Genomic DNA, 21,802 nt, shown 5'->3' with positions numbered 1-21,802 from the left:
CCACCTCCCCCGCTGCACCGCCGGCACGGGTCGACGGGTGGCGGACCGGGGCTGAAATGAATCCTTCACGTGTCCGGGTCGCGCGCGCAACGCTCACCGCCGCGCTTGTCGTGCTGCTCGGCGGCTGCACCGGCATCGCCATGCCCAAGCTCGACGCGCCCGTGCCGGCGCACTGGCGCCACCAGAGCGTGGATGCCGCGCCGCCGGCGGATCTGCACGGCTGGTGGCACGCGTTCCACGATCCGGCACTCGACGCGCTGGTCGACACCGCCCTGCACGACAACCTCGACGTGGCGCAGGCAAAGGAGCGACTGCTCGCCGCCCGCGCGATGACCCGCAGCGCCGACGTCGCCTACCGGCCACGCCTGCGCGCCAAGACCGAGGACGCGATCGATCCCGATGCCAGCGCCTCGTTCTTCGTGGCCGGCTTCGATGCCACCTGGGAACTCAACCTGTTCGGCCGCGGCACCGCCACCCATCGCCAGGCGCGCGGCCAGCTCGACAACAGTGCGGCCAGCCTGCAGCAGGTGCGCGTGACGCTGGTGGCCGAGGTGGTGCGCAACTGGCTGGAACTGCGCGCGGCACAGCAGCGCGAGGCCACGCTCACCGCCATCCGCGGCGCCCGCCAGCAGCAGTGGCAGTTGCTGCGCACCCGCGCGCAACTCCAGCTGGCCTCCACCCAGTCGGTAGACGAGGCCGAGGCCGCACTGGCCCAGGCCGAGGCCGCACTGGCCGAGCCGCGCGCCGCCACCGACGCGCTGGCGCAGCAGCTCGCCGTGCTGCTGGGTCGCAACGAACCCGATCCGGCCTGGCTCGCGACCGCGCCGCTGCCGGCGCTGGGCGGGCAGTCGCTTACCCAGGCGCCGGCCGACCTGCTGCGCAACCGTCCGGACATCGCCCGCGCCGAAGCCGACGTGCTCGTCGCCGCGGGCGACGCGGGCGTGGCGCGCGCCGACCTGTATCCGCGCATCGGCATCGGCGGCTCGCTGGTGTGGTCGACCAACCTCACCACCCATCGCCGCACGCGCGACAACGCGCTGCTCTCCGCCGGCCCGATGATCGACATTCCCCTGTTCGACTGGGGCGCCCGCGAAGCCGAGTTGCACGCCCGCAAGCACGAACTGAAGGCCAGCATGTACGCCTATCGCCAGGCCGTGCTGCAGGGCGTGGCCGAGGTGGAAACCGCGCTGGGCCAGCTTCGGCAGCAGCATGAGCGGGAGCAGCAGAGCGCGCAGGCGCACGCCGCCCTGGCGCGCGCCGCCCACGCCGCCGGCGTGCGCGTGAACCTGCACCTGGCCTCGCCGGCGGATCAGCTCGACAGCGAGCTCGCGCTGGCGCAATCGTCCCTCGCGCTCACCGACGCCACCGTGGCGCGCGACCTGGCCTTCGTCAGCCTGTACAAGGCGCTCGGCGGCGCACCGCTGCCGGATGCAGACGCCGACAGCGACACCAAAACCGCGGACGCGCACTGATGGTCGCGCTGGCCCGCAAGACCCTGGTCTACGAATGGCGCCGCTTCCTGCCGGCGATCCTCGCGGTGGGTTTCGCCGGCTTGCTGCAGCTGCTGCAGGCGGCGCTGGTGCTGGGCATCTTCGGCAGCGCCAGCGTGTACATCACCGGTTCCACCGCGGACCTGTGGGTGGGCTATCCCGGCACGCAGAGCGTCAACCTCGGGCGCGCGATCGATCCCGACGTGGAGATGCGCCTGCGCATGGACCCCGAGGTCAGCCACGTCGAACCGTTCCTGTGGATCGACGCCGACTGGCGCGGCGCGCACGACACCGGTGGCGAGTCGGTGTTCGTCTCCGGCATCGATCCGCGCGCCGACGGCCTGATGTTCTCGCGCACCCTGCCACCCGCACTGCGTGCGCGACTGGCCGAGCCGGACGCGGTGATCGTCGACCGCGCCGACATCGACAAGCTCGGCGTGGCGATCGGCGACAACGCGGTGATCAACGGCCACCGCGTGCGCGTGGTCGGCGTGAGCAGCGGGTTGCGCGCGCTGGGCGGGGTCAACGTGGTCAGCTCGCTGGACACCGCGCGCCGGCTCGACACCGACCCGGCCGATGCCGGCCGCCCCACCTACCTGGTCGCCGCGCTGCGCAATCCGGCCACCGCCGATGCCGTGGCGGCCCGCCTGCGCGGGGACAACAGCTTCGGTCCGTACGACGTATGGACGGCCAAATCGTTTGCGCGCCGCTCGGTGCTGTACTGGATGCTCGACACCGGCGCCGGCGCCGGCGTGGTGTTCCTGGCTGGCATCGTGTTCCTGGTCGGCGCGGTGATCACCAGCCAGACGCTGATGGCCGCGGTGGCCGGCTCGGTACGCGAGTACGCCACGCTCAACGCGCTGGGCGTGGGCGTGGTCAACCTGCGCTGGGTGGTGCTGGAGCAGGCCTTCTGGGTAGGGGCGATCGGATTGCTGGGCGCCACCGCGCTGGGCGTGCTGCTGCTGGAACTGGCGCGCAGCCAGGACGTGCCGGTGGTGCTGAGCATCCCGATCACCCTGCTGTGCGTGGTGCTGGCGATGGCGCTGGCCGCCGTCTCCGGCCTGGTGGCGATGCGCAGCCTGCGCCGCGCCGATCCGGCGAGCCTGCTGCGATGAACGCGCTCGCCCGCCCCGCCGCCGGCCCGGCGCTGCACGCCGAAGGCATCGCCAAGGCGTTCGTCTCCGGCAAGGTGCGCACGCAGGTGCTGGACGGCCTGTCGCTGAGTATCGACGCCGGTGAACTCACCCTGATCTCCGGCCCGTCCGGCTGCGGCAAGAGTACGCTGCTGGCGATCCTCAGCGGCCTGCAGAAAGTGGACGCCGGCCGCGTCACCGCGCTGGGCAGCGAGCTGGGCCAGCTCGACAGCCGCGCGCTGGAACGTTTCCGCCTGCTGCACACCGGCTTCGTGTTCCAGGGCTTCAACCTGTTCCCCGCACTGAGCGCGCGCGAGCAGGTGGAGCTGCCGCTGCACTACCTCGGCCTGTCCCGCCAGCAGGCGCGCGAGCGCGCCGTGCAGTCGCTGGAGGAAGTGGGCATGACCCCGCGCATGCAGCTGCGCCCGAGCGAACTGTCCGGTGGCGAAAAACAGCGCGTGGCGATCGCCCGCGCGCTGGCCAAGCGGCCGGAACTGCTGTTTGCCGACGAGCCGACCAGCGCGCTCGACGCCGCCAACGGCCAGATGATCATCGACATCCTCCACCGCATCGCACGCACCCACGGCACCACCGTGCTGTGCGTCAGCCACGATCCGCGGCTGATCCGCCACGCCGACCGCGTGCTGGCGATGGAAGATGGTCGCATTCTCAGTGACCGGCGCCCCGCGCCGCCGGCCGCCATGGACACAGGAACCGCGTCATGAAACCGCTGCGCCTCGCCGCCCTCGTCGCCGCCCTGCTGCTGGCCGCCGGCTGCTCGCATGAATCGCCGCCGCCCGCCGCGACGTCCACCACCGCCGCGTATGCCGCGGTGGCGCGCGGTCGGGTCGACGTGGAAGGCGGCCTGCTGGTGCTCGGCACACCGCGTGACGGCACCCTCACCGGCGTGGCCGTGCACGAGGGCGACCGCGTGAGCAAGGGCCAGGTGCTGGCCACGCTCGATCCCGCGCCGGCCCAGCTGCAGCTGCAGGCGGCCGAAGCGGAGCTGGCCCAGGCCAAGGCGCAGCGCCAGCTGCTCGACGGCAAGCTGGCCGCCGTGCGGGTGCAGGCCCAGCGCCTCGCCGCCGCCGCCAAGGCCGGTGCCGGCGACGGCCAGAGCGCCGATGCCGCGGCGGCCAGCGCCAACGAACTGGTCGCCCAGCAAGCCGCCGCCGATGCCGCCGTGGCGATGGCCACACAGAAGCGCGACGAGGCCCGTTACGAGCTGGGTCTGCGCACGCTGCGCGCGCCGGTCGATGCGCGTGTGGTGCGCGTCGCCGCACAGACCGGCGCCAGCGTGTCGACCACCGTCGGCGGCCCGCTGTTTACCCTGCTGCCGCTGACCCCGCCGATCGTGCGCGCCGAGCTGAGCGAATCCTTCGTCGATGCCGTGAAAATCGGGATGCCCGCCAGCGTGGCGGCCGACGGCGGCGGCAGCACGCAGAGCTGGCCGGCGCACGTGCTGCGCATCGGCAGCGTGGTGGGCCCGTCCACGCTGGAAGACGACCCGCAGCTGCGCGCCAACGCCCGCACCGTGGCCTGCGTACTGGCCTTCGACGCCCCGCCGCCGGCCGACGTGCGCGTGGGCCAGCGCGTGCTGGTGCGGTTCGGCGCCCCAACGGCAGCGCCCACCCCGACGAAAGGCCACTGACACGAACTTGCGATGAAGTGTCCAGGTCTTTACGACGTCATCCCCGCGAACGCGGGGATCCATCTTCGCTTAAAGGCAGTGGATCCCCGCGTTCGCGAGGATGACGAGCAAAGCTGTCCGGCTGCTCGCTTGAGCCATGGAAAAGCCGAGGCACGACAGCCTCACCGCCCAGGATGTCCCCATGATCCAACCCACCGACTTCATGCTCGAAGGTGACCGCCGCGGCGTGCTGCTGATCCACGGCCTCACCGGCACCCCGATGGAAATGCGCCTGCTGGCCAAGGGCCTGAACAACGCCGGCTTCACCGTGTACGGCATGCAGCTGGCCGGCCACTGCGGCAACGTCGAGGACCTGCTCGCCACCGGCTGGCGCGACTGGTACGCCAGCGTCGAAGCCGCCGCCGACAAGCTCCTGCAGCACGTCGACCACCTGTTCGTGGGCGGCCTCTCGATGGGTGCGCTGCTCTCGCTCAAGCTCGCCGCCGAGCGTCCACAGCAGGTGGCCGGCGTGGGTGTGTACGGCGCCACCTTCCGCTACGACGGCTGGAGCATTCCGTGGTCGGCGCGGTTGAGCTTCCTGCTGCCACTGGTGAAGAAGCTCGGCCTCGGTCGCGACCGCGCGTTCGAGGAGCAGCCGCCCTACGGCCTGCGCGACGAGCGCCTGCGCGCGCAGGTCGCCGCCGCGATGCGCTCGGGCGACAGCACCGTAGCCGGCCTGCTCGGCAACCCGTGGCACGCGTTGGCCGACCTGTACCAGCTCTCGGCAAACGTCCGACGTCAGCTGCCGAAGGTGACCTCGCCCTGCCTCGTCGCCCACGCCAGCGAGGACGACGTGGCCAGCGTGCGTAATGCCGAACTGGTGCTGCGCGGCGTGAGCGCCCCCACCGAGCTGCTGCTGCTCAACGACAGCTATCACATGATCACCATCGACAAGGAGCGCCGCACGCTGATCGAGCGCTCGGCGCGCTTCTTCGATGCCATCGTCGCCGGCCGCACCGCCGAACGCGCCGCGGCCTGAGGCAGGTCGTGCCCCTGCTCACCATCATCCTGTGGCTGGCCAACGTGGTGCTCGACACCGGCGGCCAGCTCGCCTTCAAGGCCGCCGCCGGTGACCGCGCCGCGGGCGACGGACTCGCCCGCTGGAAATACATGGCCGCGCGCCCGTGGCTTTGGATCGGCGTGGGCTGCTACGTGTTCGAGTTCCTGGTGTGGATCGCCTTCCTCTCGCTGCTGCCGCTGTCCGAGGGTGTGCTGCTGGGATCGATCAACATCGTGGCGATCATGGTGGCCGGGCGGTTCCTGTTCGGCGAGAAACTCACCCGCCTGCGCGTGGCCGGCATCCTGCTGGTGAGCCTGGGCGTGGCGATCGTGGGAGCGGGCGCATGAAGCGCTTCTACCTGATCGGCTTCGCCCTGCTGATGGGCTTCGACACGCTCACGCAGATCTCCTTCAAGCTCGCCGGCAACCACGCCCTGCCGGTGGAAGCCAACCTCGCCTGGCTGCTGCGCCTGTTCGGCGAGCCGTGGGTGTACGGCGCGGTGCTCGGTTACCTCGGCGCGTTCTTCACCTGGATGAGCCTGCTCAAGCACGCGCCGATCGGCCCTGCCTTCGCCGCCTCGCACCTGGAGGTGATCAGCGTGATGGCATTGTCGGTGTGGCTGTTCCACGAACCGCTCACCGCCGCCAAGCTGCTCGGCGCCACGGCGATCCTCGCCGGCATCGTCTGCCTGGGCCTGGCCGAACGCGAGGCGGCGCCGCACGACAGTCCCGGCGGCGCCTGAGCCCCATGCGCCGCCTGCGCGAGATCCCGCCCACCGCCGGCCTGCCGCTGCAGGCCGCGGACCTGCTGCCGCGTCGCGATGCACTTACCGCAACGCTCGCCGCCCAGCTGGGCACGCCGCCGCTGCAGCTGGAATGCTCCGGCACTGCGGCGCTGCTGGTGGCGCTGCATGCGCTGAAAGCGCGCGCGCCGGATCGCCGCGTGGTGGTGGCTCCGGCCTACACCTGTCCGCTGGTGGCGATCGCCGTGCACCGCATGGGCCTCACGCTGCGCCTGTGCGACACGCGCCCGGGCCACTGGGATCTCGATCCGCAGGCGCTGGCGCAGGCCTGCCGCGAGGACACCCTCGCCATCCTCCCCACCCATCTCGCCGGCCTCGTTGCCGACATGGATGCGCCGCTGGAGATCGCCCGCGCCACCGGCGCCTTCGTCATCGAGGACGCCGCGCAGGCACTGGGCGCGCGCGACGGCGAACAGAGCGTGGGTCTGCACGGCGACATCGGCTTCTTCAGCCTCGCCGCGGGCAAGGGCTTGTCGATCTACGAAGGCGGGCTGCTGGTGACCCGCGACGACGCATTGCGCGAGGAACTGCGCGCCGTCAGCGCCGCCATCGTGCCGCCGGCGTCGGGTTGGGAGCTGCGTCGCAGCGTCGAGCTGCTGGGGCTCGCCGCGCTGTATCGCCCGTCGCTGCTGGGCCTCGCCTACGGCGTGCCGCTGCGCCGCGCGCTGCGGCGTGGCGATCCGGTCGCCGCCGTGGGCGATGACTTCGCGCCGCAGATTCCGTTCCATCGCGTCGGCCGCTGGCGCCGCGGCGTCGGCACGCGCGCAGCCGCGCGCCTGCCCGATTTCCTCATCACCAACCGCGCCCGCGCTTTGCAACGCGTGGCCCGACTGCGCGCCCTGCCCGGCATCAGCGTGTTCGACGAGGCTGCGGGCACTATCGGCAGCTGGCCCTTCCTGCTGCTGCTGATGCCCACCGCCGCAAAAGCCGACGCCGCGCTGGCCGAACTGTGGACCGCGGGCCTCGGCGTCAGCCGCCTGTTCGTCCACGCCCTCCCCGACTACGCCTACCTCGCCGATCGCGTGCCGCAAGACGCCATGCCGCACGCGCGCGACTTCGCCCAGCGTGCGCTGACAATCAGCAACAGCGCGTGGCTGGACGAGGCGGACTTCGAGCGAATTTGCGCGGTGATTGGGCGCGCGAGCGCCTGATCCTGCAAGGGCGTTGGAAGGGAGCCGCACGACGGAAGCGCCGGCTTCCTCTGGCGTGTGCCGCGGGTCAGGCGCTCACCGCGCCCAAGGCATTGATCGCCCCGAGCAACGCCTCATTCAACCCATGTTGCTGCGCCTGCCACTGAGCCAGTTCGCGCGGGTCGACTTCCGGCTGGTCGTCGATGGCAGAGAGGCGGCGCTTCCACCAGCTCTTGTAGCGGTAGGCGGAGATTTCGCCGGTGATGTCGCTGCCGACGAGACCGGCGCGCAGGCTGTCGATGATGGCGGTGGCATGGTGGAGCTGCAGGCTGCCCTGGTCCCAGTTGGTGCGCGCGACGTCCTGCGCGAACACGTCCTTGTCGATCGACAGGTAGGCGGGCTGCGGTGCGACAAGCTGCTGCGCGGTGAAGGCATCGACCAGTGCATCTGCACTCTCGAACGCATGGAAGGCCGGGCCGAGACCGGCCTTGGCCGCCCAGCGCACGTCCACGCCCACGCTCCAGTAGCTGAGGCGCCCGGCGCGCAGCGGGGCGAGGTAGTTTTCCCACGCGTGGCCGGCGCCGATGTCGCTGGAGCCGATGCCCACCACGTGCACGTGACTCACCTGCGGCAGCATCGCCACGCGGCGCACCCACGAGCCGCAATGCACGCCGAACGGGTAGCGCATGTTGTCCGGGTGGTTGTCCAGCACCACCACCTGGAACGGCGCGGCGTGCTTCACCCGCTCGATCAGCGGCCAGCTCAAATGGTGGAAGTCGCCGCTGCCCAGCATCACGGTGCCGTGCTCGGCCGGCAGCGTGTCGTCCAGCACGCTGCGGAAGCGCGCGAGCGTGCGCAGCGTGCAGCCGAAGCGCAGCGCCTCCTGCCAGTGCTCCAGCGGCACCACCAGCCGCTTCGGCAGCGGGCCGACGGAGTGGTCGATATCCAGGACGATGGGGCGGATCATGCCGATTCCATGGCGGGCGCCGGCTGCACCGGCTCGCTCTCGAAGTGGTGGGCGATGCGGCGGAAGATGGCACGCAGCAGCGGGTTGCGCACGTACACGGCGTGGCGGGTGAGACAGAAGCGCGCGCCGAGCTGGCGCTTCACCGCGGTGTCGGTCCAGCCGGCGATGTAGTGGCTCAGGTTCCGTCGTCGCGCGTAGTCGAGATTTTCCATCCAGCTGACGAAGTACAGGTTGTGCTCGCGCGCGGCCGGATAGGCAAGACCGATGTACTTGTCCACCAGCTTGCCGGCGTGCTCGTAGCAGAGGTTCCAGCCGATCAGCGCATCGCCGTGGAAATAGGCGAACACCACGCCGCCGTTGCCGCCCTCGCGCAGCACTGCGTCGAGGAAGGCCGGCGTGAGGTGATCGAAGTGGATCTCGCTCTGCGCGTAGACGTTCTCGTACAGCGCGTGGATGCGCGCGCGCAGGGCAGCATCCTCGAACACCGGCGAGCCGGTGGGCCAGGCCTCGATACGCAGGTCGGCGCGCGAACGCAGCTTGCGCTTGATCTCCTTGCGGCGACTGCGCGAGAGACGGGCGAGGTAGTCATCCTCGCTGTCGAAGTCGATCGGCACCCAGGCCAGCGCCATGCCTTCGAGCAGCACGCAGCCGGCGTCTTCCAGCGCGCGGGCGAAGGCGCTGGCGCGCTGACCGTCGGCCACGTCGAGCAGGGGGGTTTCCGGCGCGATGTCCTTCACCACCAGCAGGGCGCAGTCGCGGCCGTGGCCTTGCACCAGCTCACGCGCCAGCGCTTCGGGCGCGACGCCGCGCGGCAGTGGCGCGAACTCGGTGACGGTGCTGCCGGCAAAGCGCGTGCGCCAGCGCAGCAGCCGACCCCAGCGGCCGTATCCGGGCAGCCGCGTGATGCGCTGTCGCAGCGCGTCGTCGGCGGTGGTGAGCAGGTCGAACGGCGCCACGAAGGTGGGCATGCCCGAGGCCGTGGTGTCGGCGACGAAGCCCTCCGGCGGATGGGCAAGAAACTGCCGCAGCAGGATCTCCGGTTCGAGTTGGGCGAGATAAGGCATGGTTGCGTCCGCTGCAGCGAGCTTCCCGGAGGTCAGGGAGCGCGTACCGCCAGCACGGCGTTGAGCCCGCCGAACGCGAACGAGTTGCTGAGCGCCGCGCGCACGCGCAGCTCGCGCGGCGTATTGGCCACGTAGTCGAGGTCGCACGCCGGATCAGGCGCGTCCAGGTTGGCGGTGGGCGGCACCACGCCATCGCGTATTGCACCGAGCACCGCCACCAGCTCCAGCGCACCGGAGGCGCCCAGCGCGTGGCCGTGCATCGATTTGGTGGAGGACACCGCCAGCTTCGGCGCATGCGTACCGAACACGTGATGGATCGCGGTGGTTTCGGTGGGATCGTTGGCCGGCGTGCCGGTGCCGTGCGCGTTGATGTAGTCGATGTCGCCCGGCGACAGCCCGGCGTCGGCCAGGGCCTGCGTCATCGCCGACGCGCTGCCGGCCGGATCGGGCGCCACGATGTCGCCGGCATCGGCACTCATGCCCACGCCGGCCAGCACACCCAGCACCTGCGCGCCGCGCGCGCGGGCATGGGCCATGGATTCGAGCACGAACACGCCGGCGCCTTCACCAAGCACCAAGCCGCGACGGTTGGCGCTGAACGGGCGACAGGTGTCGTCGGCGAGCACCCGCATCGCTTCCCACGCGCGCATCGCGCCGAAGCTGAGGCAGGCCTCGGTGCCGCCGGCCACCGCCACGTCGACCAGTCCGGCGCGGATCATCAGCGCGGCCTGGGCGATGGCGTGGTTGCTGGAGGCGCAGGCGCTGGCCACGGCGAAGGCCGGGCCGCGCAAGCCGTGCGCCATGGAGATCTGGCTGGTCGGAGCGTTGGTCATCAGCCGCACGATGCTCAGCGGATGCAGCCGCGAGGCATTCTCCGCGTAAAGCCGGCGGCTCTGCTCGTCCTGGGTGGTCTCGCCGCCCACGCCGGTGCCGACCACCACCGCGGTGCGCAGGCCCAGGCCGTTGGCGGCGAAATCCAGCCCCGACTGCGCGATCGCCTCGTTCGCTGCGACCAGCGCGAACTGCGAGGTGCGGTCGAGCATGGACAGCTGGCGCTCGGGGAAATGCGCGGCCGGGTCGAAGCTCTCCGGCACCTGCGCGGCGACGCGCACGCGCAGGTCGGCAGCGCGTTCGTGGCGCAGCGGACGGATGCCGCTGCGCCCTTCGCGCAGTGCGGCCCACAGCGTTTCGGCGCCCTCGCCGAAGGCGCTGATCGCGCCCATGCCGGTGATGGCGATGGCGCGGGATGCGGCGTCGTTCATGCCGATCCGTCAGCCTTGGCGGCCTGCGCCGCCATCACCGCATCGATCAGATGCTGCACGGTGTCGGTGTCGAAGTTGGTGCCCTGGTCGGGGAAGGTGATGTCGAAGTGCTCCTCGATGTCGAAGATCACCTCGATGGCGTCCAGCGACGCCACGCCGAGATCCTTCAGCGTGGACGCCGAGGTGATCGTCGCCACGTCGATCTTGGCCTGCTTGGCGATGATCGCGAACACCTGGTCGCGGACGGCGTCGGCGGAGAGTGGCTCGGTCATGGTCGGGTCCGTTCGCTTGGGGTGGGGTGTGTCTTCGAGCCGTCATTCCCGCTTCCGCGGGAATGACGGCCATGGGACACGGTTCGCTTCTAAAGACTTGTCGCACCGGCTTACGCCGTACGCTTGGCCTTGGTGAGCAGCTGGTCGAGCAGCGCGATCGCCAGGTCGATCTCCTCGTGGGTGATGTCCAGCGAGGGAGCGAAGGTGATCACGTTCTTGTACCAGCCGCCCACGTCGAGCACGAGGCCGATCTTCTTGCCGTTGTGCTCCAGGTCGCCGGCCAGGCCGATGTCGACCATGCGGTCCAGCAGCGCCTTGTTCGGGGTGAAGCCGTCCTCGGTGCAGATCTCGGCGCGCAGCGCCAGGCCCAGGCCGTCGACGTCGCCGATTTCCTTGTGCTTCTTCTGCAGGTCGCGCAGGCCTTCGAGGAAGTGCGCGCCCTTCTTCGGCACGGTGGTCTCGTAGTCCAGCTCGTAGCCCATCTTGATCACTTCCAGACCCAGCGAGGTGCCCAGCGGGTTGGAGTTGAAGGTGGAGTGGGTGGAGCCCGGCGGGAAGATGGTCGGGTTGATCATCTCCTCGCGTGCCCACAGGCCCGACAGCGGGTTCAGGCCGTTGGTGAGCGCCTTGCCGAACACCACCACGTCCGGCGTCACGCCGAAATGCTCGATCGACCACAGCTTGCCGGTGCGCCAGAAACCCATCTGGATCTCGTCGACCACCATCAGGATGCCGTACTGGTCGAGCACCTTCTTGAGGCCCTTGAAGAAGCCCATCGGCGGGACGACGTAGCCACCGGTGCCCTGGATCGGCTCGACGTAGAACGCGGCGTATTCGCACTGGTTGGTCTTGGGGTCCCACACGCCGTTGTATTCGGTCTCGAACAGGCGCGCGAACTGGTTCACGCAGTTTTCCGAATACTCCTCCGCGGTCATGCCCTTCGGGCGGCGGAACGGGTACGGGAACGGCAGGAACATCGCGCGCTCGCCGAAGTGGCCGAAGCGACGACGGTAGCGGTAGCTGGAGGTGATCGACGAGGCGCCCAGCGTGCGGCCGTGGTAACCGCCCTCGAAGGCGAACATCAGGCTCTTGCCGTTCTTGAAGTTGCGCACCAGCTTGAGCGAATCCTCGATCGCCTGCGCGCCACCCACGTTGAAGTGCACGCGCCCGTCGAGGCCGAACTTCTTCTTCGCGTCGAGCGCGATCGTCTTGGCCAGCTCGATGCGGGTCTGGTGCAGGTACTGGCTGGCCACCTGCGGCAGCAGGTCGATCTGGTTCTTCAGCACGTTGTTGAGGCGCTGGTTGGCGTAACCGAAGTTCACCGCCGAGTACCACATCTGCAGGTCGAGGAACGGCGTGCCCTCGGTGTCGTACATGTAGCTGCCGTTGCAGGTGCGGAAGATCTTCGGCGGATCGACGTAGTGCACGGTGTCGCCGAAGGAGCTGTACTTGGCCTCGTCGGCGAGCAGCTGCGCGTCGTCGATCATCACGGCGGTGTTCTTGTCAAAGATGTTCATGGCGTGTCCGGAACGGGAGATCAGGGGGTGGTGGCGACGTGCGGGGCCGTTTCGGCCTCCAGCAGGCTGCCGTCGAGCAGCTTGGGCAGGAATTCCAGCGCGTCCTCGAAGCCGGTGATCGGCACGTAGGCGATGCCGGCGGCGCGGCAATGCTCGATGAGGCGGTGCTTGGCGAAGACGAAATCGACGCGGTCGGCGGCGCAGAAATCCGAGGCACCGTCGCCGATCAGCAGCGTGCGGGTGGCGCCATCGGCACGGGCACGCTCGACGCAGGCGCACTTGCAGGTGCCGCTGGCGCAGCCCTCGGCCTGGAACGGCGAGGTGAGCTGCCAGCGCTGCGGCGGGGTGGCCGGCGACAGGTGGTTGGCGGCCAGCGGCAGGTCGTCCAGGCCGTAGCGGCCGAGGATCTTGTGGATGGCGTAGTCGAGCCCGTCGCTGACCACGCGGATCGGCACGCCGAGCGCGCGGGCCCGGGCGACGAAGCCGGGGAAGGCATGGTCGATCCACAACGTGGAGAGGTGGGCATCGAGCTGCTCACGGCTCATGTCGAGCAGGGCGACCTGGCCGCTCATGCACTCGCGTGAACCGATGCGGCCGGCGCGCCAGTCCTGCTCCAGCGCTTCCCAGCCGGGGCGGCCGTAGCGGTCGAGCAGCGAGTCGATCACGTCCTCGACGGCGATGGTGCCGTCGAAATCACACAGGATTGTCCACCCGGACAGGGGCACAGGCGTTGAGGCATTCGTAGGCATGGCGAAAGGCTAGGCGGCCAGTCTTTCCATGCCCTTTCCCTTTCTTGCGACGTTCCGTGCCGCACGCACGAACGTCCGGACACCCCACGACCACCGACTTGCCCATGCCCCCACGCCCCCGCTTCATCCTCCTGCTGGCATGCGCCCTGCCCGCCCTCTGGCCACTGGCCGGCACCGCCACCGACAACGCGGTGCTCGCCGCGGGCGCCGGCGTGCAGCGCATGCCGGCTTGGCCCGGCGCGAAGAACGATCGCCAGGACCCGGTGCCCTACATCGACATCGAGCTGCCCGGCGTCGGCAGCTTCTCCACGCTGGACGGGCTGGAGCTGGAGTTCCTGCACGGGCCGGCGGTGCGCGGGGGGCTGTACGGCGGCTATCAGTGGGGCCGCGAGCGCAGCGACCTGGGCGCGCTGGGCGGCAAGGTGCCCAGCCTGTCGCCGCGGGTGAACCTGGGAGGCTACCTGGAGTGGCAGATCAACAAGGCGATGGACGTAGGCGCCAACCTCAGCCACGACACCCAGGGCGCCGGCGCATACCTCAACCTCTACGTCGACACCGACCTGCCCGCACTGGGCCCGGTGGAGGAAGCGGCCACGCTGCGCTGGTCACTGATGAACGGCGCGGCGATGAACCGTTTTTTCGGCCTCGGCAACGCGTCGGCCGCGGCGCTGGGGGTGGCGCCCTGGCATCCGTCCGGCGGCAGCGAAATGGCCTCGCTGGAGTACGACCTGTTCGTGCCCACCAGCCACCACACCGGGGTGGCGCTGGCGCTGGTCTACGGCCGTCTGCTCGGTGGCGCGGCGAACAGTCCGCTGGTGCAGCAGTTCGGCACGGCCAACCAGTGGTCCGAGTCGCTGGCCTTCATCTGGCATCCGTAGCGGCATGCCGGCGCGATGCCGGCACGCCGAGCAGCAACGCCACCAGCAGCAGGTGCACGGCGACGGTCAGCAGGTTGCTGCCGTGGACATCGAGCGTGTCGGCCGGCAGCAGCGGATCGAGCACGCCGTTGGCCAGGTTCCAGCCCCAGTGCAGGCCCACCGCGGCCCACAGCGTGCCGGTGCGCCACAGCGCGGTGGCGTAGGCCAGGCCCATGCAGAAAATCATCAGCCACTCGGTCGGCCCGCGGTCGAGCCGGTAGATGTGGTTGAGCACGAAGTAGCCCGCCGAGAACACCACGAAGGCGAGCCCGCGACGCCAGCGGATGCCCGCGGCGCGATACCAGAAACCGCGCGCCAGGATGTCCTCGGCGATCGACGGCACGAACGTCGACAGCAGCAGCATCGGCAGCCCCGCGCCGAGCGCGGCGAAGCCGGCCGCGCTAAACGACGCGCCCGTGGCCGCATAGATGCCCAGCTTCTCGCCCACGCCGATCGCCAGCCCCTTGGCGGCGCAGGCAACGACGAGGCCGGCGCCCAGCCAGACGAACGAGGCCGGCGCGCAATCCAGCGCGTACGCGCCGTAGCCGCGGTAACCCAGCCAGCGCGACAGCGGCCACGCCACCAGCACGCACGCCAGCATCAGCGACGCCTGCACCGGAAAGCTGTGCAGCAGGCGTCCACCGACACCTTCGGCGGACTGGTACAGCACGAACAACAGCGCGAAGACGATCCCCGCACGAGCGACCCGCTGGGTCATGGCGACTCCCCTGATTGGCCGCGCGCAGTGTAGCTGCGCGGATCAGGGCCGTCGCCGCGAGCTCGCCTCGTCCTGGCCGCACCATCCGGTTGGCGTCACCAGGCACGAGGGTGTCTGCGTGGCATCGCGCAGGGGAGCATCAGGCCGCGTGTTCGCACAGCGCGGAACGCACCAGCGGGCGGACAGCCTGCAGGGGCAGCGTGGCGGGCGCGGCCGTCGATCAGGCGACCGAATGCATCGCGCGAACGCTGGCCTCCGCGCGTGGGCACCAGCGCTGCGCTTCGTCGAAGCGGCCTGCGCGCAGCGCCAGACCGAAGCGGGCCTCGCTGAAACCACCGGCCGCCGCCACGGGCGCCAGCGCATGCCGCGCAGCGCCCTGCCCGTTGCGGGCCAGCGCACCGGTCGATACCAGCCGCTCCTGCACGTCACGGTTGGCGGCAAAGCGCACGCGGAAGCGGGCGAGCAGGTCCGGCCGACGCGTCTCCACGTGGGTCAGCAGATACAGCCACTGGCGCTCCTGCACCTCGCGGGTGAAAGCCGGCTGGCGTGATGCCAGGTAGGTCACCAGCTCTGGCTCCCGTCCCGCGTCGGCCAAGGCGTGCGCCATCGCCAACTGTTGCAGCGGCGCCTGCAGCTCGGCATGCGCGTGCTGCAAGGCATGCGCGGCGTCGAGCTTGCGCAGTTGCAGCAGCAGGGCGAACCACTGCCGGTATTCGGCCGGCTGCAGCGCATGGCCCGCCACCTGCAGCGCAGTGAAAATCGCCACGGCGCGTGCGGCATCGCCCAGATAGATCGCCCGCTGCGCCACCGCACACTGCAGCGCCACACCCGCCTCGCTGCGGGCAAAGTCGACGTCGGCCAGCTCGGCCTGCGCGCGGGCCAGATCACCTGCTTGCAGGGCATCGTGGCCACGCTGCGCGCGGCACCTCATCGCCGAGTCGACGGTGCCGCTCTCCGCCATCGGGTACTGCACAGCCACGGAGGTGCCGCGCGCCGCCACACCACGCCGCTCGCCGCGCCATGCCTGCAGCTGCGCCTGTCCGCCAGCGTGGTGTTCCGGCCACTCCCGAGCGGGCCCAGCCGCGAACTGCGCAGCCCGTGCATGGGTCGACGGGCGCCTGGAGCCCACGTAGGTCGAAGGCGGCTGCCCGTGCCATTGCGAGGCGATCGATGGCGGCACCAGCGTCAACGGCAACATCATCAGCGTGTACGCGGCACCACGATTGGCGCGCCGCTCCCGATAGAGCGTTACAGCCGTGAGGCTCGCCTTCGACGGGACCGACGGCAGCGGCATCAAGCGCACAGTGCACGACCACGAATGCGGCAGGTACGTCATCGGCGTGGCAAAGGCATCGGACGAACCGGCGGAAGCGGGCGTAGCGGCCGCTTCGCGCGTAGCGCGCCGGCGAAAATATCGCGCGATCCGGCCGATCGCCCGACCGATCGACCACCCCCGCTCAGGCCGCGCCCGCAACGACGAGGCGTCCGGCGCCACCCACCGTGGCTCCAGGCTCGCCATTCCAAAACATACGTCGGGACCGTTGCTATCCATGGTCTAACCCCGTGCTGAGCACCCCTTTCACGGGGAATCTACGGAGCCAACCCACACCGCGAGTTGATTTTGATCACCTCGCCGTCACCTTTGTCCACGCGCTGTCATGCCCAGGGCAACGCCCGGTCAACGATCATCCCGCGTAAACACCAACCCGCCTTCCTCGAACACCGGGAACGAGGCGATCGGCTCGTACGCCGGCGGGCAGGTAACGGCGCCGGTGCGCAGGTCAAAACGCGCACCGTGGCGCACGCACTCCACCTCGAAGCCGTGCACCTCGCCACCGGCGAGTTCCGCGCCGTCGTGGGTGCACACGTCTTCCACCGCATAGAGCGTGCCGTCGATGTTGTAGACGGCGATGGCAGTGTCGCCGTCCCACACCACTTTGTATTCGCCCGGCAGGATCTCGCTGCGCGTGCCTACCTTCACCCAGCCCGGCGGCGCGCTCATGCGGCCACCTCGCCGAGGGATTTTTCCAGCACTTCGAAGCGCAGGTCGTCGCGACGCGGAATGCCGAAGCGCGCGTCGCCGTACGGGAACGGCTTGATCTGCCCGGTGCGCGCGTAGCCGCGGCGCTGGTAGAACGCGATCAGCTCCTCGCGCTGCACGATCACCGTCATGCGCATGCGGTCCACGCCCCAGCGCGTGCGCGCCAGCTGCTCCGCCTCGGCGATCACGCGCTTGCCGACGCCGCCGGTCTGGCGCGTGGGGTCCACCGCGAACATGCCGAAGTACGCCGCGCCGTCCTGCTTCTCCAGATGGCAGCAGGCGACCAGCGCGCCGTCGTGCTCGGCCAGCAGCACCAGGCTGTCGGGGCGGGCGATCGCCTCGCCCACGTCCTGCGCGTCAGTGCGCTGGCCGTCGAGCAGGTGGCTTTCGGTGGTCCAGCCGCGCAGGCCGGATTCACCGCGGTAGGCCGATTCCACCAGCGCCACCACGGCAGGAATGTCGGCGGCGGTGGCCGCCCGGAAAGCGAGTTCGTTTGCGTGCATCCGCCGATGATAGTCCGCCGCCGCACTGCGCCGCATGCGGCGGCGGTCCGCTCAGGCGGCCTGCGCCGCCATCGTGCCCGCAGCCGGCAGGCATTCCAGGCCGTCGAGCGTGCGGCGCAGGGCCTGTTCCAGCGGCGTATAGCAGTCGTCGCCGAGAAACCCGACCAGCTTGCGGTCGTCCAGCGCGATGGGGGTGCGCCAGAGGTAGCGCATCTTGCGCAGCTCGCTGAGCGTGGCCACGAACGGCGACGCCAGCGTCACCAACCACCAGGGAAAGCGCCCCAGCCGCACGTTCGCGTCGCCGCTGGCGCGGCGCACCGCATCGCCCAGTTCGCGGCCGTCGACGAAGTAGCCGCCGAAATGGAAGCGCTCGAACGCCGCCAGCTCCGGCTCGCGGTCGAGCAGGCGCGCCGCGGTCTCGGCCACGTCCGGCAGGTAGGCCCAGGCGTGGCGGTGCTCCGGCGTGCCGGGATAGCGCAGCGTGCGCACCGGCTTGCCCGGCTGCACCAGCCCCTGCGCGAACCAGCTGTTGCCCGCGTGCGGCCCGAAGAAATCGCCGCAGCGCAGGATCAGCACCCGCGCGCCCTGCTCCGCCGCCGCGGCCAGCCGACGCTCCAGCTCCACGCGGATCGCGCCCTTGGCGGTGGTCGGATGCTGTGGCGAGGTTTCGCTGAGGCGAGGGAAGGCGTCGGGACCGAAGTTGTAGATCGTCCCGGGCAGCAGGATGCGCGCGCCCACCGCGCAGGCCGCGGCGATGGTGTTATCCACCATCGGCAGCACCAGCCGCTGCCAGTCGCGGTAGCCGGGCGGGTTCACCGCGTGCACGATCAGCTGCACGCCCTCGGCGGCCGCGCGCACGTCGGCCGCGTTCATCGCGTCGCCCAGCCGCCAGTCCACCTGCGCGTCGTCGTGCTTCGCCGAGCGCACCAGCGCGCGGACCTGCCAGCCGTGGCGCCGCAGCGCCTCGATCATCGCCTGGCCGATGCCGCCGTTGGCGCCTACCACCAGGGCCGTGCGTGTCGTGTTCATGTCCCGCTCCCGCGTTGAAGGTGAGACCAGCCTGCGCCCGGCGTGGATCAAAGAAAATTGCGCAACGATGAACTTCTGCCATACAAATACGCATGGCCATCGATGACCCCGGCTGGAACTTGCACCGCTCCTTTCTCGCCGTGATGGCTCAAGGCAGCCTGTCCGCCGCCGCCCGCGCGCTGGGCATGACCCAGCCCAGCCTGGGCCGGCACATCCGCGCGCTGGAGCAGCGCCTGGGCGTGGCGCTGTTCACCCGCTCGCCGCAGGGGCTCACTCCCACCGAGATGGCGCACGAGCTGCTGCCGCACGCCCAGGCGATGGCTTCGGCCTCCGCCGCCATGCGCCGCGCTGCCAGCGCCGGCTTCGGCGAGCTGCGCGGCGTGGTGCGGATCAGCGCCAGCGAGGTGATCGGCGGCGAGGTGCTGCCCGGCATGCTGGCCGCTTTTCGCGAGCAGCACCCGGGCGTGGTGATCGAGCTGGTGCTGTCCAACCAGTCCGCCGACCTGCTGCGCAAGGACGTGGACCTCGCCGTGCGCATGGTGCAGCCCACCCAGCAGGCGCTGGTGGCGCGCAAGGTCGGCACCATCGTGCTGAACCTCTACGCGCACCGGCGTTACCTCAAGGCGCACGGCACGCCGCAGCGGCCCGATCAACTGGCCGAGCACGCGCTGATCGGCTTCGACCACGAGCCGCCCTACGTACGCGCTATGCGTCCGGCCGGCCTGGCCTATGCCCGCGAGCATTTCGCCCTGCGCACCGACAGTGACCTGGCCGGCCTGGCCGCCATGCGCGCGGGCTTCGGCATCGGCTTCTGCCAGGTGCCGCTGGCGGCGCGCGACCGCCAGCTGGTGGCGGTACTGGCCGACATGATCGCGCCGGTGCTGCCCACCTGGCTGGTGATGCACGAGGATCTGCGCCGCAGCGCGCGCCACCGCACGCTGTTCGACTTTCTCGCCGAGGCGATGGCGCGCTACGCCACGGGAGAGCACCCCGGCCAGCGCGTGCGCTGACGCCGCCTCAGGCCTCGTCGAAGCGGGCCGTGAGCGTGGCCGGCTGCGTATGGGAGCGTTGGCACACGTTGAAACCGCGCGTAAGCACTTCGCGACCGTCGGCATAGACCAGGCGCAGGTCGTAGCGGCAGCGCGTCACGCCCTGCAAGGCCACACCAAGTTCGCGCCCCGGATGCAGCGGACGCTCGGCCAGCGACAGTTGTCCGCGCTGTGCGGTGCCCACCGGCGTGGCCTCCACCGCCACGATCGGCGAGTCCGTGGCGTTCACCAACCGCAGGTACTGGGTGGCGGCCACCGGGGCCGCGAAAGGCAGGACAAACAGCAGAGCGACGAGGGTCTTGCGCATGGGATGTTCCAGAAATGGCGCGCACGGCTCCGCCGTGCCACACGCGAAGGCACGGAATGCGCGGGGGGGATGGGGGGTGAAGCCGCGCCGGCGGCGGAGCGTGCGCCGGCGCGTTGTGCCGCGGGCCGCAGAACGCGGTCGCAGCGCGGCGATCAGCCGATCTTGCGGGCGACCGCGAAGTACACCAGGTTGCCCAGTCCGGTGGCACCGGCGAGCACGGCGATCATGCCGGGGGTGAGCTCGTGCCAGTCGCCCTGCTGGATCAGCGCGAAGCCGCCAGCCAGCGCCACCAGAATGATGCCCCAGCGCAGCGAGGCGTGGCGGCGGCGCACTTCCTCGCCCTGCAGGATCGAGCGGATCAGCTCTTCCGAGCCGCCGGCGCCGACCATCTTCTGGCGGAAGCGCGCATCGACCACCGACTTGATCGCGTAGGTGATGCACAGAAACAGGACAATGGGAATCAGGTTGCCGTCGATCATGGGGTGCTCCGTTGGGTTGGGTGACGGGGCCATAGATACGGGCGCCGCGGCGGCGGTTGCATCCGGATTCGCGGCCCGCCCCAGCTCGCCTGGATGGACTCCGGCGCGGGTCCTGGCCCCCCGCCAGATGGCACCCGGTATACGGACGTCATTCCCGCGAAAGCGGGAGGAGCCTTTCGCGGGAATGACGAACAAAAGCAGTGCTCGGGCTCCTTGGCGAGCGAGTAAGCCCTCGGACGCCTCACCCCACCGTTCTCCCTGAGCGTAGCGAAGCGCACGCGGGGAGTGGCCATGGATGGCCACGGCGTTGAGGAGCGAGGAAGTCGAAGGGCGCCCGCCCCTCCCTCCCAAAAGTCACCCCACCCCGATGCAACCGTCCGGCACATGCGCGTATCTACGCCCCGATGGAAGCTCGCCCCCGATGACCGACGACCGCGCCCTCGTGGATGCCGTACTGGCCAATGCGCCAGGTGCGTTCGCGCGCCTCGTGCGCGAGTACCAGGGCCTGTGCTGGCACATCATCCAGCGCATGGTGCGCCACCCGGAAGACACCCGCGAGCTGTGCCAGGACACCTTTCTCAAGGTGCACCAGAACCTGCACCAGTACCGCTACGAGAGCGCGCTGAAATCGTGGATCGGCCGCGTGGCCTACACCGTCGCCCTGCGCCACCTGGAGCGCAAGCGCATCGCGCTGGTCGATCCGCACCTGGGCGACGACGAGGATTTTTCGCTGCTGGACACCATCGGCGACGGCTACGACCTGGAAGTGAGCTGCGCCGATGAGGAGATGAGCGCGCACCTGCACGCGGCCATCGACACCCTGCCCCCGCTGCCGCGCACCGTGCTCACGCTCTACCATCTGGACGAGCTGAGCATTCCCGAGATCGCGCAAGTCACCGGCCTGGCCGCTGGCACCATCAAGAGCCACCTGTTCCGCACGCGCCTGAAACTGCGCGAGACGCTGGAAGCCCGGTTGGGAGTCACACCATGAGCAAGCATCGCGATATCGATTTCTTCCGCCACCCCGCCGCCGAGCGCGAGTGGCAGGCACAGGAACGCGCCATGCACGCCGCCCGCACCGGCGAGCCCGCCGCCGATGACGCGCGCACTCGCGCCTACCGCCAGATCGACGCCGCCCTGCGCGCCGACGACGCTATCGCCCTGCCCGCCGACTTCGCCGAACAACTCGCCGCGAAAGCCGGCCGCGTGCCCACCGTCGCCACCGCGCCGGAAACCGGTTTGGAGAAACAGCTCACCCGCCTGCTGCTGGCCGCGCTCGTCATCGCCGGCCTCATCGTCGCCGTGCTCGAAGGCGGCAGCTGGTTCCAGGCTGATCCGGCCGCGTGGTCGGTGGCCGGCAATCCGTGGGTGCTGGCGCTGCTGGCCTGCCTGGGCGCGTCGCAGGGGGCGGAGCTTTTGAGGCGGAGATGGCATTGATCGGGCGCTGCCTCCGTCCGGGGACCCTGGCCGAGCCCGTGGCGCTCCAGATGAATTGACCCAGGAAATGGCTCGATGAGCTCCTCGCCCAAATGGCCGAGGCGTCCTTCTGATCGGGTGGCCGAGCCGCTGGTCGGGGGCGACGTCGTCGGTTTCACCGCCAGCAGAAAGCGATCTGTCCGACTCGGTCGAGCTGATGGAAGCGGTGGAGGCGTTGTGCCCCGTGTGGCTCGAAAGAAAATCCAC

Annotated in this window: 26 protein-coding genes; 13 read left to right on the top strand and 13 right to left on the bottom strand. The window is 70.3% G+C overall.

Annotated features, from left to right (window positions below; genetic code table 11):
• The first annotated feature begins 56 nt into the window (after positions 1–56).
• The 8 genes from ISP17_RS06235 to ISP17_RS06200 all read left to right on the top strand — a co-directional run bounded on the left by ISP17_RS06235 (position 57) and on the right by ISP17_RS06200 (position 7,266).
• Positions 57–1,472 (top strand): TolC family protein, encoded by a 1,416-nt coding sequence (locus tag ISP17_RS06235; RefSeq protein ID WP_404631085.1) that lies wholly within the window; start codon positions 57–59, stop codon positions 1,470–1,472.
• Positions 1,472–2,605: an ABC transporter permease gene (locus tag ISP17_RS06230; RefSeq protein WP_404631083.1), complete on the top strand. Its 1,134-nt coding sequence runs from the start codon at positions 1,472–1,474 to the stop codon at positions 2,603–2,605. The genes ISP17_RS06235 and ISP17_RS06230 overlap by 1 nt, the downstream gene beginning before the upstream one ends.
• Positions 2,602–3,348, top strand: coding sequence for an ABC transporter ATP-binding protein (locus tag ISP17_RS06225; RefSeq protein ID WP_404631081.1), 747 nt, complete (start codon positions 2,602–2,604; stop codon positions 3,346–3,348). The genes ISP17_RS06230 and ISP17_RS06225 overlap by 4 nt, the downstream gene beginning before the upstream one ends.
• A complete protein-coding gene (locus ISP17_RS06220) occupies positions 3,345–4,274 on the top strand; it encodes an HlyD family secretion protein (protein ID WP_404631079.1) in 930 nt (309 codons plus the stop codon). The genes ISP17_RS06225 and ISP17_RS06220 overlap by 4 nt, the downstream gene beginning before the upstream one ends.
• 181 nt (positions 4,275–4,455) lie before the next feature.
• Entirely contained in the window at positions 4,456–5,292 is an 837-nt protein-coding gene (locus tag ISP17_RS06215; protein WP_404631077.1) for an alpha/beta hydrolase, read from the top strand.
• Between the two features lie 8 nt (positions 5,293–5,300).
• Positions 5,301–5,660 (top strand): EamA family transporter, encoded by a 360-nt coding sequence (locus ISP17_RS06210; RefSeq protein WP_404631075.1) that lies wholly within the window; start codon positions 5,301–5,303, stop codon positions 5,658–5,660.
• Complete coding sequence (locus ISP17_RS06205; protein WP_404631073.1) at positions 5,657–6,055, top strand: DMT family transporter; 399 nt, start codon at positions 5,657–5,659, stop codon at positions 6,053–6,055. Before ISP17_RS06210 ends, ISP17_RS06205 begins: the two co-directional genes overlap by 4 nt.
• A gap of 5 nt (positions 6,056–6,060) precedes the next feature.
• The gene (locus ISP17_RS06200) at positions 6,061–7,266 is read left to right on the top strand and encodes a DegT/DnrJ/EryC1/StrS family aminotransferase (RefSeq protein ID WP_404631071.1); all 1,206 of its coding nucleotides are present in this window, start codon (positions 6,061–6,063) and stop codon (positions 7,264–7,266) included.
• 67 nt (positions 7,267–7,333) lie between these two features.
• Here the strand turns inward: ISP17_RS06200 and ISP17_RS06195 are convergent, their stop codons facing one another.
• The 6 genes from ISP17_RS06195 to ISP17_RS06170 all read right to left on the bottom strand — a co-directional run bounded on the left by ISP17_RS06195 (position 7,334) and on the right by ISP17_RS06170 (position 13,076).
• Complete coding sequence (locus ISP17_RS06195) at positions 7,334–8,212, bottom strand: arginase family protein (protein WP_404631069.1); 879 nt, start codon at positions 8,210–8,212, stop codon at positions 7,334–7,336.
• Positions 8,209–9,276, bottom strand: a complete 1,068-nt coding sequence (locus ISP17_RS06190) for a peptidogalycan biosysnthesis protein (RefSeq protein ID WP_404631067.1) — start codon at positions 9,274–9,276, stop codon at positions 8,209–8,211. The genes ISP17_RS06195 and ISP17_RS06190 overlap by 4 nt, the downstream gene beginning before the upstream one ends.
• A gap of 32 nt (positions 9,277–9,308) precedes the next feature.
• Entirely contained in the window at positions 9,309–10,538 is a 1,230-nt protein-coding gene (locus tag ISP17_RS06185) for a beta-ketoacyl-[acyl-carrier-protein] synthase family protein (protein ID WP_404631065.1), read from the bottom strand.
• Complete coding sequence (locus ISP17_RS06180; RefSeq protein WP_404631063.1) at positions 10,535–10,810, bottom strand: phosphopantetheine-binding protein; 276 nt, start codon at positions 10,808–10,810, stop codon at positions 10,535–10,537. The genes ISP17_RS06185 and ISP17_RS06180 overlap by 4 nt, the downstream gene beginning before the upstream one ends.
• 110 nt (positions 10,811–10,920) lie before the next feature.
• Positions 10,921–12,327: an aspartate aminotransferase family protein gene (locus ISP17_RS06175; RefSeq protein WP_404631061.1), complete on the bottom strand. Its 1,407-nt coding sequence runs from the start codon at positions 12,325–12,327 to the stop codon at positions 10,921–10,923.
• Between the two features lie 20 nt (positions 12,328–12,347).
• The gene (locus tag ISP17_RS06170) at positions 12,348–13,076 is read right to left on the bottom strand and encodes an MtnX-like HAD-IB family phosphatase (RefSeq protein ID WP_404631059.1); all 729 of its coding nucleotides are present in this window, start codon (positions 13,074–13,076) and stop codon (positions 12,348–12,350) included.
• A gap of 104 nt (positions 13,077–13,180) precedes the next feature.
• Between ISP17_RS06170 and ISP17_RS06165 the strand changes: the two genes are divergently transcribed.
• Positions 13,181–13,954 (top strand): MipA/OmpV family protein, encoded by a 774-nt coding sequence (locus ISP17_RS06165; RefSeq protein ID WP_404631057.1) that lies wholly within the window; start codon positions 13,181–13,183, stop codon positions 13,952–13,954.
• Here ISP17_RS06165 and ISP17_RS06160 read toward each other — a convergent pair.
• Positions 13,938–14,711, bottom strand: a complete 774-nt coding sequence (locus ISP17_RS06160; protein WP_404631055.1) for a CPBP family intramembrane glutamic endopeptidase — start codon at positions 14,709–14,711, stop codon at positions 13,938–13,940. The two genes, ISP17_RS06165 and ISP17_RS06160, sit on opposite strands and share 17 nt — an antisense overlap.
• 220 nt (positions 14,712–14,931) lie before the next feature.
• On the bottom strand, positions 14,932–15,912 hold the full coding sequence (locus tag ISP17_RS06155) for a hypothetical protein (protein ID WP_404631053.1): 981 nt from the start codon (positions 15,910–15,912) through the stop codon (positions 14,932–14,934).
• A gap of 55 nt (positions 15,913–15,967) precedes the next feature.
• Between ISP17_RS06155 and ISP17_RS06150 the strand changes: the two genes are divergently transcribed.
• Complete coding sequence (locus tag ISP17_RS06150; protein ID WP_404631051.1) at positions 15,968–16,270, top strand: hypothetical protein; 303 nt, start codon at positions 15,968–15,970, stop codon at positions 16,268–16,270.
• 119 nt (positions 16,271–16,389) lie between these two features.
• On the opposite strand, the gene ISP17_RS06145 is transcribed toward ISP17_RS06150, so the two are convergent.
• The 3 genes from ISP17_RS06145 to ISP17_RS06135 are packed head-to-tail and all read right to left on the bottom strand — an operon-like array spanning position 16,390 to position 18,284.
• Entirely contained in the window at positions 16,390–16,713 is a 324-nt protein-coding gene (locus ISP17_RS06145) for a non-heme iron oxygenase ferredoxin subunit (protein WP_404631049.1), read from the bottom strand.
• Positions 16,710–17,255 (bottom strand): GNAT family N-acetyltransferase, encoded by a 546-nt coding sequence (locus tag ISP17_RS06140; RefSeq protein ID WP_404631047.1) that lies wholly within the window; start codon positions 17,253–17,255, stop codon positions 16,710–16,712. The genes ISP17_RS06145 and ISP17_RS06140 overlap by 4 nt, the downstream gene beginning before the upstream one ends.
• A gap of 51 nt (positions 17,256–17,306) precedes the next feature.
• Entirely contained in the window at positions 17,307–18,284 is a 978-nt protein-coding gene (locus tag ISP17_RS06135; protein WP_404631046.1) for an NAD-dependent epimerase/dehydratase family protein, read from the bottom strand.
• Positions 18,285–18,376: 92 nt separating this feature from the next.
• Here ISP17_RS06135 and ISP17_RS06130 point away from each other — a divergent pair, with 92 nt between their 5' ends.
• Complete coding sequence (locus ISP17_RS06130; protein ID WP_404631044.1) at positions 18,377–19,294, top strand: LysR family transcriptional regulator; 918 nt, start codon at positions 18,377–18,379, stop codon at positions 19,292–19,294.
• A gap of 7 nt (positions 19,295–19,301) precedes the next feature.
• On the opposite strand, the gene ISP17_RS06125 is transcribed toward ISP17_RS06130, so the two are convergent.
• Positions 19,302–19,640, bottom strand: a complete 339-nt coding sequence (locus ISP17_RS06125) for a hypothetical protein (protein ID WP_404631042.1) — start codon at positions 19,638–19,640, stop codon at positions 19,302–19,304.
• 152 nt (positions 19,641–19,792) lie between these two features.
• A complete protein-coding gene (locus ISP17_RS06120; protein ID WP_404631040.1) occupies positions 19,793–20,119 on the bottom strand; it encodes a hypothetical protein in 327 nt (108 codons plus the stop codon).
• Positions 20,120–20,540: 421 nt separating this feature from the next.
• Here ISP17_RS06120 and ISP17_RS06115 point away from each other — a divergent pair, with 421 nt between their 5' ends.
• Both ISP17_RS06115 and ISP17_RS06110 read left to right on the top strand, forming a co-directional pair.
• Positions 20,541–21,110, top strand: a complete 570-nt coding sequence (locus ISP17_RS06115; RefSeq protein ID WP_404631038.1) for an RNA polymerase sigma factor — start codon at positions 20,541–20,543, stop codon at positions 21,108–21,110.
• Entirely contained in the window at positions 21,107–21,556 is a 450-nt protein-coding gene (locus tag ISP17_RS06110; protein ID WP_404631036.1) for a hypothetical protein, read from the top strand. Before ISP17_RS06115 ends, ISP17_RS06110 begins: the two co-directional genes overlap by 4 nt.
• Positions 21,557–21,802: the final 246 nt, after the last annotated feature.

Origin of the sequence: Dyella ginsengisoli (assembly GCF_044904665.1) — a bacterium.
Classification (GTDB): domain Bacteria; phylum Pseudomonadota; class Gammaproteobacteria; order Xanthomonadales; family Rhodanobacteraceae; genus Dyella_A; species Dyella_A ginsengisoli.
The sequence above is the reverse complement of the archived record's forward strand: the minus strand, read 5'-3'. Positions and strand labels throughout refer to the sequence as shown.